Source organism: Amycolatopsis nigrescens CSC17Ta-90 (genome assembly GCF_000384315.1).
In the GTDB taxonomy this organism is placed as follows: Bacteria; Actinomycetota; Actinomycetes; order Mycobacteriales; family Pseudonocardiaceae; genus Amycolatopsis; species Amycolatopsis nigrescens.
This window is the reverse complement of record NZ_ARVW01000001.1, coordinates 6,305,596-6,318,717: the sequence shown is the minus strand read 5'-3', so window position 1 is coordinate 6,318,717 and position 13,122 is coordinate 6,305,596. Positions and strand designations below refer to the sequence as shown.

The following is a 13,122-nucleotide window of genomic DNA, read 5'->3' as shown; positions in this document are numbered from 1 at the left end:
AGCGAGGCCGATATGCCTGCCCCCGTCACCACCGCCCGCGCCGAGCCGGGAATCCAGCTGGTCACCGTGCACGCCCCACCGGTGAACGCGCTGACCGTGCAAGGCTGGTTCGATCTCGCGGCCGCGGTGACCGCCGCCGGCGAGGACCCGGAATGTCATGTCGTGGTGCTGCGCGCCGAAGGCCGCGGCTTCAACGCCGGCGTGGACATCAAGGAAATCCAGCGGGAAAGCGAGGACGGCTCCTACACCGCGCTGCTCGGCGCGAACCGGGGCTGCGCGGCGGCGTTCTCCGCGGTGTACGAGTGCGCAGTGCCGGTGATCGCGGCCGTGCACGGGTTCTGCCTCGGCGGCGGGATCGGCCTTGTCGGCAACGCGGACGTGGTGGTGGCCGCCGACGACGCCACCTTCGGACTGCCCGAAGTGGACCGTGGCGCGCTCGGCGCGGCAACGCACCTGGCCAGGCTGGTGCCGCAGCACCTGATGCGCACGCTGTACTACACCGCCGGCACCGTGGACGCGCATCAGCTGCACCACCACGGTTCGGTGTACCAAGTGGTGCCGAAGGCCGAGCTGGACGAGACCGCGCTCGCGCTGGCGCGGCGGATAGCGGCCAAGGACACCAGGGTGATCAGGGCGGCCAAGGAGGCCATCAACGGAATCGACCCGCAGCCGGTGCACCGCAGCTACCGGTTCGAACAGGGCTTCACCTTCGAGCTCAACCTGGCCGGCGCGGGCGACTCCGCGCGCCAGGAATTCCTCAACGGCAAGGGGAACTGATGGCCGACAAGCGGATGACCCCGGACGAGGTGGTCGCCGAGCTCACCGACGGGATGACCGTCGGCATCGGCGGCTGGGGCTCCCGGCGCAAGCCGATGGCGCTGGTGCGCGCGATACTGCGCTCGCCGTTGCGGGATCTGACCGTGGTGTCCTACGGCGGTCCGGACGTCGGGCTGCTCGCTTCGGCCGGCAAGATCCGACGGCTGGTCTTCGGTTTCGTCACCCTGGACTCGGTGCCCTACGACCCGTGGTTCGGCAGGGTCCGCGAGGCGGGTGAGATCGAGGTGACCGAGTACGACGAAGGCGTGTTCGGCACCGGGCTTTCCGCCGCCGCCGGGCGGCTGCCGTTCCTGCCGACCAGGGCCGGCCTCGGCTCGGACGTGCTCCGGCTGAACCCGCACCTGAAGACCGTGCGCTCGCCCTACCCGGACGGCGAGGAGCTGCTCGCGGTGCCCGCGCTGGAGCTGGACGCCGCGCTGGTCCACCTCAACCGGGCGGACGCCAGGGGCAACGCGCAGTACCTCGGCCCGGACCCGTATTTCGACGAACTGTTCGCGCTCGCCGCGAAGCGTTGTTACGTCTCGGTGGAGAAGGTCGTCGAGACCGCGGAACTGACCGCGACCGCACCGGTGCAGAGCCTGCTGCTGAGCCGCGGGCTGGTGCACGGCGTCGCGGAAACGCCGAACGGCGCGCATTTCACCACCGCCGCCCCGGACTACGGCCGCGACGAACGATTCCAGCGGCACTACGTGGCGGCTGCGAAGGATCCCGGCGAGTGGCCGAAGTTCGTGGACCGCTTCCTCTCCGGCGACGAGGCGCATTACCAGGCCGAGGTGGCCCGGTTCACCGAGGAGGCCGCATGACTGACACTGGCGGAGCCCCATTCATGCGGGCCGACCGGGTGCGGGTGCCCCGCAAGACACAGGAGGCGGCATGAGCACCACAGTCACCAGGGCCGAGTACGCGGCGGTGGCGTGCGCCGAGCTGTTCCGGGGCGACGGCGAGATCGTGGTCAGCCCGATGGGCCTGCTGCCTTCGATCGGCGCCAAGCTGGCCAGGCTCACCTTCGAGCCCGATCTGCTGCTGTCCGACGGCGAGGCATACCTGCTGGCGAACACCGGCGGCGAGCCGGTGATCGAAGGTTGGCAGCCCTTCCGCAAGGTGCTGGAAACCGTGGTGCCGCACGGAAACCGGCATGTGGTGATGGGCGCCAACCAGATCGACCGGTACGGCAACCAGAACATCTCCGCGATCGGCGAGCACGCCCGGCCGAAGAAGCAGCTGCTCGGGGTGCGCGGCGGTCCCGGCAACACGGTCAACCACCGCACCAGCTACTGGGTGCCGAGGCACGGCACCAGGGTGTTCGTGCCGGAGGTGGACGTGGTTTCCGGGGTCGGTTATGACCGCGCGGAACAGGCCGGACCGTCCGCGTGGCGGTTCCACGACCTGCACCGGGTGGTCACCAACCTCGGCGTGCTGGACTTCGGCGGTGCCGGGCACGCGATGCGGCTGCTGTCGGTGCATCCGGGGGTGACGGTGGCCGAGGTGACCGAGGCGACCTCCTTCGAGCTGGACACCTCGCGGACCACCGAAACCAGGGCGCCGACGGCGGAGGAGCTGCGGCTGCTGCGCACGGTGGTCGACCCGAAGTCCTTGCGGGACAAGGAGGTCCCGTCATGAGGACGGCGCTGACCGAGCTGACCGGGGTGCGCCATCCGGTGGTGCAGACCGGGATGGGCTGGGTCGCCGGGCCGCGGCTGGTGTCGGCCACCGCCGAGGCCGGCGGGCTTGGCATCCTGGCCTCGGCAACGATGAGCTTCGACGAGCTCGCCCTCGCGGTGCAGGAGACCAAGGAGCGCACCGACCGGCCGTTCGGGGTCAACCTGCGCGCGGACGCCGAGGACGCCGGCCGCCGGGTGGACCTGATGGTCGCCGAAGGGGTCCGGGTCGCGTCCTTCGCGCTGGCCCCGCGCCGGGAAATGATCGCGCGGCTGAAAGACGCCGGCATCGTGGTGATCCCCTCGGTCGGCGCCGCCCGGCACGCGGTGAAGGTGGCCGAATGGGGCGCCGACGCGGTGATCGTGCAGGGCGGCGAGGGCGGCGGGCACACCGGCGGGGTGGCCACCACCCTGCTGCTGCCGTCGGTGCTGGACGCGGTGGACATCCCGGTGGTCGCCGCCGGCGGCTTCTTCGACGGCCGCGGGCTCGCCGCCGCGCTGGCCTACGGCGCGGCCGGAGTCGCGATGGGCACGCGGTTCCTGCTGACCAAGGAGAGCACGGTGCCCGAACCGGTCAAACAGGCCTATCTGCGGCGCGGGCTGAACGACACGGTGGTCACCAGGAAGGTGGACGGCATGCCGCACCGGGTGCTGCGCACCGAGCTGGTCGAGGCGCTGGAACGGTCCGGCCCGGCCACCGGTTTCGCCCGCGCGGCGGCGAACGCGGTGCGTTTCCGGCGGCTCACCGGGCTGTCCTGGCTCGCGATGGCCCGTGAAGGTCTGGCCATGAAACGCGGCGGGGACCGCACCTGGGCACAGGTGCTGATGGCGGCGAACACGCCGATGCTGCTGCGGGCCGGGCTGGTGGACGGGGACACCGGCGCCGGGGTGCTCGCTTCCGGGCAGGTCGTCGGCCTGCTGGGCGACCTGCCGAGCGTGGCCGAGCTGGTCGAGGGCGTGGTGGCCGAGGCCGAGCGGTCCATCGCCCAGCTCCCCGAGGGCAAATAGCCGACTATTTGCCCTCTGCGGGCCACCCACCTGGGCAAAAAGTCGGCTATTTGCCCAGGGCGGGTGGGTTCGAGGGAAGCGGGCCGGATCTGCTTGACTTCGGGTATGCCCGCCGCAGAACAGATCTCTGCCGTCTGCGCCGTCGAAGGCGCCGAACTCCACGTGCAGCGCACCGGCGAGGGCCCGCCGCTGCTGCTGATCGCCGGCGGGCTCGGCTCCGCGGACGGTTTCCGCTTCCTGGCCAAGGACCTGAGCAGCGAGTACACCGTGCTGAGCTACGACCGGCGCGGGCACTACCGCAGCACCGATCACGGCAGCGGGCCGATCACCGTCGCCAGGCAGGCGGCGGACGCCCGCGCGGTGATCGAGCACTTCGGCTTCCCCTCCGCCGCAGTCTTCGGCAGCAGCGCGGGCGCGCAGATCGGCCTGGAGCTGGTGACCGCCCATCCCGGGGTGGTCAAGGGACTGGTCGCGCACGAGCCACCCGCGGTGCGCCTGCTGCCGGACGCCGAGCAGTGGCTGGCCTTCAACGACGAACAGGTCGCGGTCGCGCGCTCCGGTGACCTGCTGGGCGCTTTCCTGAAGTTCGTCGGCTCCATCTCCGGCGCCGCGCTGCCCGAGCTGCGCGCCGTCCGGCTGCCCAACCAGGACGAGTGGCGGCTGCTGTTCGACCGGGAGATCACCGAGTTCTACTCGTACCTGCCCGATATCGCCGCGCTGCGCCGGACCAGGGTGCCGGTGCTGCCGGTGGCCGGCCGGGACAGCCGGGGCTACTACCACTACCGCCCGGCCAGGACGCTGGCGCTGGAGCTCGGCATGCCGTTCGAGGAGATGCCCGGCGCGCACCTCGCACCGCAGCGCAACCCGGCCGATTTCGCCGCCGTGCTGAAGGAACTGCTGCTCACCGTCCCGATCTAGCGCTCGAGCCGGGTGCAGAGCCGCCAGATCGCCTCGCGGTTGCGCGGGTCGGTGGCGAAGGACGGCCATTCGGCCCGCCTGCTCCGGAGGTCGAAGTAGCTTCCGTGCACCCCGGCGACCTCGTCGCTGGACGCGAGGTACACGCTCGACCGCGACGCCTTCGAAATGGCCTTGGCGCCGAAGAGCACCGGCATCGCCAACCTGAGCAGGGGCGCCAGCGGCCTGGCCGCGAGCGGGAACATGCCGATGGTCATCTCCCGGTTGCCGGGGGTGAAACCGTGCCCGGGGTAGGCCACGTTGATGGTCACCTCGGTGCCGGGCAACCGCTGGGCGAACTCGTAGCTCATCGCCATCAGGATGCGTTTGGTGTGGTTGTACTGCGAGTCGAGCAGGCCGACGTAGCGCCGCTCGCCCTGCAGGTTCGCCAGATCGATGGCGCCCTTGGGGATGCCGCCGGTGATGTTGACCACCCTGGCCGGCGCGCTCGCCCGCAGCAGCGGCAGCAGCAACCGGGTGAGCACGAACGGCGCCAGCACGTTGGCCGCGAAGTCCGTCTCGACCCCGTCCTCGGTCAGCTCGTGGCGCGGCCGGTTCGCGGCGGCGTTGTTGATCAGTACGTGCAACGCGTCGTAGCGGTCCCGCACCTGGCCGGCGAGGCGGCGCAGGTCTCGTTGCCGAGTGACGTCGGCGGTGAACGCCGCTATCTCACCGTTCCCGGTGTCGCGCTTGAGTTCCTCGGCCGCCGCCGCGGCGCGGCCTTCGTCCCGGCCGACCAGCAGAACGCGCATGCCCAGCCGCGCCAGCCCGCGGGCGGTCTCCTTGCCGATGCCGCCGGTGCTGCCGGTGATCAGTGCCGTTCTGCCGTCCATCTTCGTTCTCCCAGGTTCCAGTGCACTGCCCACAAGTTGTCACTAGGTGACATATTCGTCATCTAACGCCGAAAGATACAGTTGGTTCGTGGAAAGTCAAGCGAGCGAGGGCCTCCGCGACCGGACCAGGCGCGCGGTGCGCGCGGAGCTGGCCGAGCGCGCCATGGAGCTGTTCGAGGCGAACGGCTTCGCAGAGACGACCGTGGACGACATCGCCAAGGCCGCCGGGATGTCCAAACGCAGCTTCTTCCGCTACTTCGCCACCAAGGAGGACGCGGCGCTGGGCGCGGTCGAGGTGCTCGGCGAACAGGTGGTGGCGGAGATCCGCGAACGCCCGCCGGAGGAACCGCCCTGGCAGTGCCTGCGCGAAGTGCTGCGGCGCTGGGAGGAGCGGATCCGCGCCTCCGCCGAGCAGCTCGCCGGCCTCCGGCTGATCGAGTCCACACCCGCCCTGCGCGCTGCACAGCACGCGAAACGCGACCAGGCGCGGGCGCTGATCGGCGACGCGCTCCGCGCCAGGCCGGGCGCGGAGCTGAGCGCGTTCGAAGCCGACCTGCTCACCGCCGCGGCCGGGGCCGCATTGGACGCGGTGTCACGGGAATGGCTTCGTTCCGGCGGTACCGCCGACCGCGCCGCCCTGCTCGACCGCGCCTTCGACCTCCTGCACCCGTGACGCCCGCACTGCCGGAAATCGGCTGGCGGGGCCGTCGACCGGGTGTCAGAGTGGCGGCATGGCAAGGGACTTCGAGGAGCTGGTGGCCGAGGCGGAGGCCGTCTCGGTGGACGGGTGGGACTTCTCCTGGCTGGACGGGCGCGCCAGTGAGCAGCGCCCTTCGTGGGGTTACGCGCGGACCATGGCCGGGCGGATGGCCGGGGCCACCGCCGCACTGGACATCCAGACCGGCGGTGGCGAAGTGCTCGACAGCGTGCCGGAACTGCCCCGGCTGACCGTAGCCACCGAGTCATGGCCGCCGAACATCGCGCGAGCCACCGAGTTGCTGCGCCCGCGCGGGGTGGCGGTGGTGGCCGACGAGGACGAGCCGCCGCTGCCCTTCGCCGACGACACCTTCGACCTGGTGGTCAGCCGCCATCCGGTGACCACCTGGTGGACGGAAATCGCCAGAGTGCTGCAGCCCGGCGGAACCTACTTCTCGCAGCAGGTCGGTGCGGCCAGCGTGTTCGAGCTGGTGGAGTACTTCCTCGGCCCGCAACCGCCCGAGGTGCGGCGACGCCGGGCGTCCGAAGAAGCCCGCGCGGGCGCGGAGGCCGCCGGGCTGACGGTCACCGACCTGCGCGACGAGTCCCTGCGCGTCGAGTTCCACGACATCGGCGCGGTGATCTACTTCCTGCGCAAGGTGATCTGGATGGTGCCGGACTTCACCGTGCCGCGGTATCGCGACGAACTGCGGAGCCTGCACGACCGCATCGAGGCGGACGGCCCGTTCGTCGCGCACAGCACGCGCTTCCTCATCGAAGCCCGCAAACCCGCAGGTCAGGTGTCGTGAGTGAAAAGTGTTGTCCTGGCAACACTTTTCACTCACGACCGGTGCGGTGGTGGACCACGTTGGACGAAGGGCCGTAGTAGTAGGCGCGAACCCGGTACTCCGCTCGTTTTTCGTTCGGCAGCGTGATCAGGCCGAAGGAGTTGACGTCCGGGTCGAGCACCGCGGTCACCCCGAACTCCCCGCCGCCCGCCGGCCTGGACTCCAGCAGGTAGCCGTCTTCGTCGCCGGCGTTGTCGGCCCAGCCGAACCTGATCCCGTTGGCGTGCATGACGGTCGCGGTCAGCCCGGCCGGTGCCGCCGCCGGATCGGCGCTGCGGACGGCGTGTTTCGCCGCGGTGCCGCCGGGGATCACCTTCGGCGGCGCCCACTCGTGGTCGTTGCGCTGATCCTCCTCGGTGAACTCGCCCGGCGGCAGCACCACCTCGACGGTATTCGAAACCGGCCCGTAGTAGGCCCGGATCCGGTGGTAGAAGGTGGTTTCCGGAATGAGATCGGGATGCCGGAAGGTGGTCCTCGCCGTCGGCAGGTACTCCAGCACGGTGTAGTCGCCCTGCGGCTCGGTGGCGAACTCCACCACCCGCCCGGCGGCGCCGGGATCGTCGCCCTGCCAGTGCAGTTCGATGTCCACCGGGGAGACCAAAGTGGACGAAAGCCGCTCGGCCGGCACCGGTGCCGCCGAGCAGCCGGCCAGTACCAGCGCCAGCAGCGCGGTCGCGAGCCTCATCGCTACTTGCGCCAGAACTTGACCCCGCTCCACACCACGGTGGCCGGTCCCTGGCCGCTGCTGGTCCGGTAGGCGCCGAACTTGTCGTAGAAACTGCCGCCGGGGCTGGCGTAGGTGTGCCGCAGCGAACCGTTGATGTAGGTGCGGTGGCTGGTGCCGACCTGGTGCACGGTGTTGACCCGTACCGTGGCACCGACCGTCGCGCCGGTCGCGACGGTGTCCCCGCCGTGCACCGCGTAGAGCCGCCCGCCGCGCTCGACGGCGAGCATGAAGTACGGGCCGGGGGCCGAATCGTTGAAGGTCTGCTTCAGGCTGATCCTGGTCCCGCCCATGCTGGTGATCCGGAAGCTGCCCTCGAACTGGCGGGTACCGCCGGTGTAGGTGGCGTAGCGCCGTTCCGCGCGCTGGTCACCGCTGGCCGTGGAGCAGGTGAGGGTGAAGGTGAGGTTGTCGACCTGCCCGCAACCGCGTTCCTGCACCGAGAAGGTGGGCGAGGTTGAGGTCCACGGGCCGGACTCCACCTGGGCCTGTGCGGCCGGGGCCGTGCTCAGCAGGCCGCAGATCACGGCCGCGCACGCCAGCGCACGAGCTGACTTCGACATGTTCGGGTGTCCCTTTCCGATAACAGGCGGCGGATATGTCTGTTCCGGACAAGGATCGCGGGAACCGCTTTCCCAGCCACGTGGCGGCGGCCAGCACAGCTTAAGTCGCGGCAGAGGTCTGGACAACCCCGAGCGGCGCGGCAGGGTCACTGCGGAGGGGCGCTCTCCTCCGGTTGCTCGGTGGAGCCCCGCCCGTCCAGGCTGATGCCGCGCAGGGTGAGCACGACGACCAGCACGGCACCGGCGGTCAGCGCGATATCGGCGATATTGCCCACGAACCAGCCGTTGTAGTCGATGAAGTCCACGACGTGCCCGTTCGCGAAACCGGGCGCGCGGAACAGCCGGTCGCCGAGGTGCGTGGCCGCGCCGCCGAGCAGCAGGCCCAGCGCCACCGCCCAGCCCCGGGAACGGACCCGGACCACCAGCCAGCCGACCCAGAGCACCGCCGCGGCCGCGAAGATGGTGAAGATCCAGGTCGAGCCGCGGCCGATGGAGAAGGCCGCCCCCGAGTTGTAGAGCAGCCGGAACTGGAGCAGCTCGCCGAGCACCGGAATCGGCGCGCGATCTTCCAGCGCCGACTCGGCCCACAGCTTGGTCAGCTGGTCCACGACCAGCACCAGTACCGCCAGCAGGACCGCCCAGCGGCGGACGGCGGCGGGTGATCCAGAACCGGTCATGCCGGCCAGCCTAGCCAGGCGTCCTGGACAGCGCTCAGAGTGCGCGGATCACCCGGCACGGGTTGCCGGCGGCGAACACCTTCGCGGGCAGGTCCCTGGTGACCACGCTGCCGGCACCGACCACCGTGTCGTTCCCAACGGTCACTCCGGGGCAGACGATCACCCCGCCGCCGAACCAGACGTTGTCCCCGATGGTGATCGGCGCCGCGGATTCCCAGCGCTCCCGCCGCGCCTGGTGGTCCTCCACCGGGTGCAGGGCGGTGAGCAGCTGCGCGCGGGGCCCGATGGACACGTCGTCGCCGATCCTGATCGGCGCGCAGTCGAGCAGGATCGCGTCGTAGTTGAGGAAGCTGTTCGAGCCGATCTCGATCAGGTAGCCGTAGTCGCAGCGGAACCTCGGCATGATCCACGAGCCATCGCCGAACGCGCCGAGCAGCTTGTGCAGCACGGCGTCCCGGAGCCCGGTCTCGTCCGCGGCGGTCGCGTTGAACTCGTCGCACAGCTGGGTCGCGCGCCGGCGTTCGGCCACCAGCTCCGGGTCGCTGTCCTGGTAGAGCTCGCCGCGCAGCATGCGTTCCTTGCCTTCACCCATGCCGCCACGCTACCGGTCCGGAACGGGCAAGCGGCGTGTCCCGAATCGGCAAGACGCCCCAGCTCCCCCGGCGGTTCACTGGACCGGCCCGCACCGAGAGGAGCCGCGACATGCCCGAACAGGCCGGTACCGAGTTCTGGAAGGACCTCGCGCCGATCGAGAACTCCATGCGCCCGGACGCGCTGCCCGAGGTCTACCTGCCGCAGGTGGCCACCGACGACGACCGGTACTACGTGCCGTTCACCGAGACCGTCGACTCGCGTCCACTGTGGATCAACGTGAAGGACAACTCGTGGTCGGACATCCTGCGGGCCAAGGAGGCCGGGCTGGTCAACCGGCACTACCACCCGCGTGAGGTCTTCGCCTACACGATCTCCGGCAAGTGGGGCTACCTGGAGCGGCCGTGGACCGCGTCCGCCGGCGACTTCGTGTACGAGACGCCCGGCGAAGGACACACCCTGGTGGCCTACGAATCGGGGCAACCGATGAAGACGCTGTTCATCGTCAAGGGCCCGCTGATCTGGCTGGACGAGAAGGGCGAGCCGGACGGGTTCTTCGACGTACACGACTACATCGACATGTGCCGCAAGCACTACGAGAAGGTCGGGCTCGGCGCCGATCTAGTGAACTCGCTGTTCCGATAAGTCCGCCCGAGACCCTGATTCCCCGCCCTCCCAACGATGTGAGGTCCTCTCGATGTCGCGCGAGAACCGGCTGCTGCTGATCCTGTTCCTGTCGTTCGGTTTCGTGTTCTTCGACCGCCAGGCACTGGCCTTTCTCGCCCCGCAGATCGGCCGCGACTTCCCGCTGTCCAACACCGAGCTGGGCCTGCTCTCCGGGGTGCTGGCGCTGACCTGGGCGCTGTCGGGCATGTTCGCCGGCCGGATCTCGGACCGGCTCGGCATCCGGAAACCGATCCTGGTCACCGCGGTGGTGCTGTTCTCGGTCTTCTCCGCGATGTCCGGGCTGATGACCGGGTTCGCCGGGCTGCTGGTGGCCAGGGCGCTGATGGGGATCGCCGAGGGCGCGGTGCTGCCGGTCGCGCAGTCGCTGATGATGGACGCGTCCTCGACGCACCGGCGCGGCCTGAACATGGGGCTGGTGCAGGGTTCCTCCGCCGGGTTGCTGGGCGGGATCGCCTGCCCGCTGGTGGTGGTGCCGCTGGCCGAGGCCTACGGCTGGCGGACGGCGTTCTACGTCACGATCGTGCCGGGCCTGTTGCTCGCGGTCTGGATCGCGAAGTCGGTGCGGGACCGGCCTGCCGCCCCGCGGCCGGTCCCCGAGGTGCCGCGAAAACCGGTGAAATCCCGTGAAAACGTCACCGAAAAGGTCACGCTGCGGCAGATCCTCGCGCACCGCAACGTCTTGCTGTGCATGCTGGCGGCCTGCTGCTACCTCACCTGGTTCGTCGTGATCATCACCTTCACGCCCAGCTACCTGACCACGGTGAAGGGGTTCTCCAGCGGCACGATGAGCGCGGTGATGACCTGCTTCGGGGTGGCTTGGGTGCTCTGGGGCTTTCTCACCCCGGCGATCTCGGACCGGATCGGCCGCCGCCGCAGCATGATCTGGTTTTCCGCGATCGCCGCGGCCTGCCCGGTGCTGGTGGTGTTCGTGGAGAACCCGGTGCTGCTGGGCGTTCTGGTCATCCTGACCTACACCGGACTCGGCTGCTTCACCTTGTTCATGGCCACCATTCCGGCGGAAACCGTGCCGCCGTCGGCACTCGCCGGCACGCTCGGGCTGGTGATGGGGGTCGGCGAGCTGGCGGGCGGGGTGTTCGGGCCGATCATCGCCGGCCGCGCGTCGGACGCGTGGGGACTGTCCGCGGCCATGTTCATCGCCGCCGGCGGCGCACTGCTGGTGGCGCTGCTTTCGTGCTGGCTCAAGGAGACCGCCCCGATGCTGCATCTGCGCAAGGGCAGGACCCCGATCGCGGAGGCGGCCGGATGAAAGCGGCGGTCTGGTACGGCGCGCACGACGTCCGGGTGGAGGAGACGCCGGTGCGCCCGCCCGAGGACGGCGAGGTGACCATCGAGGTGGCCTACTGCGGGATCTGCGGCAGCGACCTGCACGAGTACACCAGCGGGCCGCACGCGATCCCGGTCACCGTGCCGCATCCGCAGTCCGGCACCAGGGCACCGCTGGTGCTCGGGCACGAGTTCGCCGGCACGGTGGTGGAGCTCGGCAGCGGGGTGCCCGAGGTCGCGGTCGGCGACCGGGTCGCGGTGGAACCGCACTACCGCTGCGGCACCTGCCCGCGCTGCGTGGCCGGGGAGTACAACGTCTGCCGAGACTTCGGTTTCGCCGGGCTGATGGGGCACGGCGGGCTGGCGGAGTACGCGACCGTGCCCGCGTACATGCTGCATCAGCTACCGGACTCCGTTTCGCTGCGGGAAGCCGCCCTGCTGGAGCCCGCCGCGGTGGCGCTGCACGGGATCCGCCGCGCCGCGCTCACCCCTGGCGACGTCACGCTGGTGGTCGGGCTCGGCCCGATCGGGCTGCTCACCGTGCTGCTCGCCGCCCAGCGCGGGGTGCGCCGGATCGTGGCCGCCGACGTCAACCCGCGGCGTCTGGACCGGGCCGGCCGGCTCGGCGCGACCGACCTCATCGACCCGCGCGTCGAACCGGTACCGGCCGCGATGCGCAGGCTGACCAGGGGCGAGGGCGCGGACGCGACCTTCGAGGTTGTCGGCGCCGAGCACACCCTGCGGGACTGCCTCGCGGCCACCCGCCGCGGCGGGCGGGTGCTGCTGCTCGGCCTGGCCGGCGAGCTGAGCATCGACGCCTTCGCGCTGGTGAACAACGAGCAGTCGATCATCGCCAGCGTCGGCTACCGCGACGCGCATCCGGAGCTGATCCGACTGGTGGCGGCCGGATGGCTGTCCCTGGAACCGGTGGTGACCTCGGTGATCGGGCTGGACGACGTGGTCGGCGCCGGGTTCGAGGCACTGGCCGGCGACACCGACCAGCTCAAGGTGCTGGTCCGGCCGGGGCGGGAAGCGCGATGACCGGGTTCGACGGGCAGACCGTGCTGGTCACCGGCGGCACCTCCGGGATCGGCGCGGCGACCGCCGTCCTGCTCGCCGACCGCGGCGCCGAGGTGCTCGCGCTCGGCCTGCCGCCGGTGGACCTTCCGCTGCACGCGCGGATCAGCCAGGTGCGCCAGGACATCACCGACCGGCCGAGGCTGACCGCGCTGATCGCCGGGCTGCCCCGGCTCGACCACCTGGTCAACTGCGCCGGGATCAGCCGCGACCGGGCCGAGTACGACCTCGAGGTGTGGGACCGGGTGCTGGCGGTCAACCTGACCGCCGCGATGGCCGCCGCGGAGGCGGCCCGCCCCGGGCTCGGCGCCACCGGCGGCACCATCGTGAACGTCTCGTCCATGTTCGCCTTCGCCGGCAGCCGCGACCGCCCCGCCTACAGCGCCAGCAAGGGCGCCATCGGCCAGCTCACCCGCTCGCTGGCGGCGGAGTACGCGGGCGAGGGCATCCGGGTGAACGCGGTCGCCCCCGGGTTCATCCGCACCCCGCTGGCCCGCGGCGTGCTGGGCGACCCGGCGGCGGCCGGGACGGTGCTCGGCCGGATCCCGCTTGGCCGGATCGGCGAGCCGCGCGAGGTGGCCGAGGTGATCGCGTTTCTCTGCTCGCCCGCCGCCGGTTACGTCACCGGGGCGGTGCTGCCGGTGGACGGTGGCTATCTCGCCACCTGAACCGGACCCGCGGGGCG

The 13,122-nt window shown here is 70.9% G+C and carries 16 protein-coding genes; 11 read left to right on the top strand and 5 right to left on the bottom strand.

Features of this window, described 5'->3' with window-relative positions:
- Nucleotides 1–12: 12 nt before the first annotated feature.
- The 5 genes from AMYNI_RS0130120 to AMYNI_RS0130100 all read left to right on the top strand — a co-directional run bounded on the left by AMYNI_RS0130120 (nt 13) and on the right by AMYNI_RS0130100 (nt 4,421).
- Nucleotides 13–777: an enoyl-CoA hydratase family protein gene (locus tag AMYNI_RS0130120; protein ID WP_020671815.1), complete on the top strand. Its 765-nt coding sequence runs from the start codon at nt 13–15 to the stop codon at nt 775–777.
- The gene (locus tag AMYNI_RS0130115; protein ID WP_020671814.1) at nt 777–1,640 is read left to right on the top strand and encodes a CoA transferase subunit A; all 864 of its coding nucleotides are present in this window, start codon (nt 777–779) and stop codon (nt 1,638–1,640) included. Before AMYNI_RS0130120 ends, AMYNI_RS0130115 begins: the two co-directional genes overlap by 1 nt.
- Nucleotides 1,641–1,710: 70 nt before the next feature.
- Nucleotides 1,711–2,457 carry a CoA-transferase subunit beta gene (locus AMYNI_RS0130110; protein WP_020671813.1) on the top strand — a complete coding sequence of 249 codons (747 nt, stop codon included), beginning with the start codon at nt 1,711–1,713 and terminating at the stop codon, nt 2,455–2,457.
- The gene (locus tag AMYNI_RS0130105; RefSeq protein ID WP_020671812.1) at nt 2,454–3,503 is read left to right on the top strand and encodes an NAD(P)H-dependent flavin oxidoreductase; all 1,050 of its coding nucleotides are present in this window, start codon (nt 2,454–2,456) and stop codon (nt 3,501–3,503) included. Before AMYNI_RS0130110 ends, AMYNI_RS0130105 begins: the two co-directional genes overlap by 4 nt.
- A gap of 105 nt (nt 3,504–3,608) precedes the next feature.
- Entirely contained in the window at nt 3,609–4,421 is an 813-nt protein-coding gene (locus AMYNI_RS0130100) for an alpha/beta fold hydrolase (RefSeq protein WP_020671811.1), read from the top strand.
- Here AMYNI_RS0130100 and AMYNI_RS0130095 read toward each other — a convergent pair.
- Complete coding sequence (locus tag AMYNI_RS0130095) at nt 4,418–5,290, bottom strand: SDR family NAD(P)-dependent oxidoreductase (RefSeq protein ID WP_020671810.1); 873 nt, start codon at nt 5,288–5,290, stop codon at nt 4,418–4,420. The genes AMYNI_RS0130100 and AMYNI_RS0130095 overlap by 4 nt on opposite strands.
- A gap of 88 nt (nt 5,291–5,378) precedes the next feature.
- Here AMYNI_RS0130095 and AMYNI_RS0130090 point away from each other — a divergent pair, with 88 nt between their 5' ends.
- Nucleotides 5,379–5,963, top strand: coding sequence for a TetR/AcrR family transcriptional regulator (locus AMYNI_RS0130090; protein ID WP_026361125.1), 585 nt, complete (start codon nt 5,379–5,381; stop codon nt 5,961–5,963).
- Between the two features lie 58 nt (nt 5,964–6,021).
- Nucleotides 6,022–6,795: a class I SAM-dependent methyltransferase gene (locus AMYNI_RS0130085; RefSeq protein WP_020671808.1), complete on the top strand. Its 774-nt coding sequence runs from the start codon at nt 6,022–6,024 to the stop codon at nt 6,793–6,795.
- 28 nt (nt 6,796–6,823) lie between these two features.
- Here the strand turns inward: AMYNI_RS0130085 and AMYNI_RS0130080 are convergent, their stop codons facing one another.
- From AMYNI_RS0130080 to AMYNI_RS0130065, 4 genes are all read right to left on the bottom strand, one after another.
- On the bottom strand, nt 6,824–7,519 hold the full coding sequence (locus AMYNI_RS0130080; RefSeq protein ID WP_020671807.1) for a fibronectin type III domain-containing protein: 696 nt from the start codon (nt 7,517–7,519) through the stop codon (nt 6,824–6,826).
- A gap of 2 nt (nt 7,520–7,521) precedes the next feature.
- A complete protein-coding gene (locus tag AMYNI_RS0130075; RefSeq protein ID WP_026361124.1) occupies nt 7,522–8,121 on the bottom strand; it encodes a hypothetical protein in 600 nt (199 codons plus the stop codon).
- Nucleotides 8,122–8,267: 146 nt separating this feature from the next.
- On the bottom strand, nt 8,268–8,798 hold the full coding sequence (locus tag AMYNI_RS0130070) for a signal peptidase II (protein ID WP_020671805.1): 531 nt from the start codon (nt 8,796–8,798) through the stop codon (nt 8,268–8,270).
- A 34-nt stretch (nt 8,799–8,832) separates the two neighbouring features.
- Nucleotides 8,833–9,390, bottom strand: a complete 558-nt coding sequence (locus AMYNI_RS0130065; RefSeq protein ID WP_020671804.1) for a sugar O-acetyltransferase — start codon at nt 9,388–9,390, stop codon at nt 8,833–8,835.
- Between the two features lie 110 nt (nt 9,391–9,500).
- Here AMYNI_RS0130065 and AMYNI_RS0130060 point away from each other — a divergent pair, with 110 nt between their 5' ends.
- From AMYNI_RS0130060 to AMYNI_RS0130045, 4 genes are read left to right on the top strand one after another with little or no spacing between them, the layout of a single operon-like run.
- A complete protein-coding gene (locus tag AMYNI_RS0130060; RefSeq protein ID WP_020671803.1) occupies nt 9,501–10,034 on the top strand; it encodes a 2,4'-dihydroxyacetophenone dioxygenase family protein in 534 nt (177 codons plus the stop codon).
- 52 nt (nt 10,035–10,086) lie between these two features.
- The gene (locus AMYNI_RS0130055; RefSeq protein ID WP_020671802.1) at nt 10,087–11,343 is read left to right on the top strand and encodes an MFS transporter; all 1,257 of its coding nucleotides are present in this window, start codon (nt 10,087–10,089) and stop codon (nt 11,341–11,343) included.
- The gene (locus tag AMYNI_RS0130050) at nt 11,340–12,401 is read left to right on the top strand and encodes a 2,3-butanediol dehydrogenase (RefSeq protein WP_020671801.1); all 1,062 of its coding nucleotides are present in this window, start codon (nt 11,340–11,342) and stop codon (nt 12,399–12,401) included. The genes AMYNI_RS0130055 and AMYNI_RS0130050 overlap by 4 nt, the downstream gene beginning before the upstream one ends.
- Entirely contained in the window at nt 12,398–13,105 is a 708-nt protein-coding gene (locus tag AMYNI_RS0130045) for an SDR family NAD(P)-dependent oxidoreductase (protein ID WP_020671800.1), read from the top strand. The genes AMYNI_RS0130050 and AMYNI_RS0130045 overlap by 4 nt, the downstream gene beginning before the upstream one ends.
- Nucleotides 13,106–13,122 lie beyond the last annotated feature (17 nt).

Excerpts from the sequence above, each read along its gene's own strand:
- AMYNI_RS0130070 (WP_020671805.1), bottom strand. The coding sequence starts at position 8,798 with ATGACCGGTTCTGGATCACCCGCCGCCGTCCGCCGCTGGGCGGTCCTG.
- AMYNI_RS0130100 (WP_020671811.1), top strand. The coding sequence starts at position 3,609 with ATGCCCGCCGCAGAACAGATCTCTGCCGTCTGCGCCGTCGAAGGCGCC.
- AMYNI_RS0130085 (WP_020671808.1), top strand. The coding sequence starts at position 6,022 with ATGGCAAGGGACTTCGAGGAGCTGGTGGCCGAGGCGGAGGCCGTCTCG.
- AMYNI_RS0130060 (WP_020671803.1), top strand. The coding sequence starts at position 9,501 with ATGCCCGAACAGGCCGGTACCGAGTTCTGGAAGGACCTCGCGCCGATC.
- AMYNI_RS0130120 (WP_020671815.1), top strand. The coding sequence starts at position 13 with ATGCCTGCCCCCGTCACCACCGCCCGCGCCGAGCCGGGAATCCAGCTG.
- AMYNI_RS0130065 (WP_020671804.1), bottom strand. The coding sequence starts at position 9,390 with ATGGGTGAAGGCAAGGAACGCATGCTGCGCGGCGAGCTCTACCAGGAC.
- AMYNI_RS0130095 (WP_020671810.1), bottom strand. The coding sequence starts at position 5,290 with ATGGACGGCAGAACGGCACTGATCACCGGCAGCACCGGCGGCATCGGC.
- AMYNI_RS0130110 (WP_020671813.1), top strand. The coding sequence starts at position 1,711 with ATGAGCACCACAGTCACCAGGGCCGAGTACGCGGCGGTGGCGTGCGCC.
- AMYNI_RS0130105 (WP_020671812.1), top strand. The coding sequence starts at position 2,454 with ATGAGGACGGCGCTGACCGAGCTGACCGGGGTGCGCCATCCGGTGGTG.
- AMYNI_RS0130075 (WP_026361124.1), bottom strand. The coding sequence starts at position 8,121 with ATGTCGAAGTCAGCTCGTGCGCTGGCGTGCGCGGCCGTGATCTGCGGC.
- AMYNI_RS0130055 (WP_020671802.1), top strand. The coding sequence starts at position 10,087 with ATGTCGCGCGAGAACCGGCTGCTGCTGATCCTGTTCCTGTCGTTCGGT.
- AMYNI_RS0130080 (WP_020671807.1), bottom strand. The coding sequence starts at position 7,519 with ATGAGGCTCGCGACCGCGCTGCTGGCGCTGGTACTGGCCGGCTGCTCG.
- AMYNI_RS0130050 (WP_020671801.1), top strand. The coding sequence starts at position 11,340 with ATGAAAGCGGCGGTCTGGTACGGCGCGCACGACGTCCGGGTGGAGGAG.
- AMYNI_RS0130115 (WP_020671814.1), top strand. The coding sequence starts at position 777 with ATGGCCGACAAGCGGATGACCCCGGACGAGGTGGTCGCCGAGCTCACC.
- AMYNI_RS0130045 (WP_020671800.1), top strand. The coding sequence starts at position 12,398 with ATGACCGGGTTCGACGGGCAGACCGTGCTGGTCACCGGCGGCACCTCC.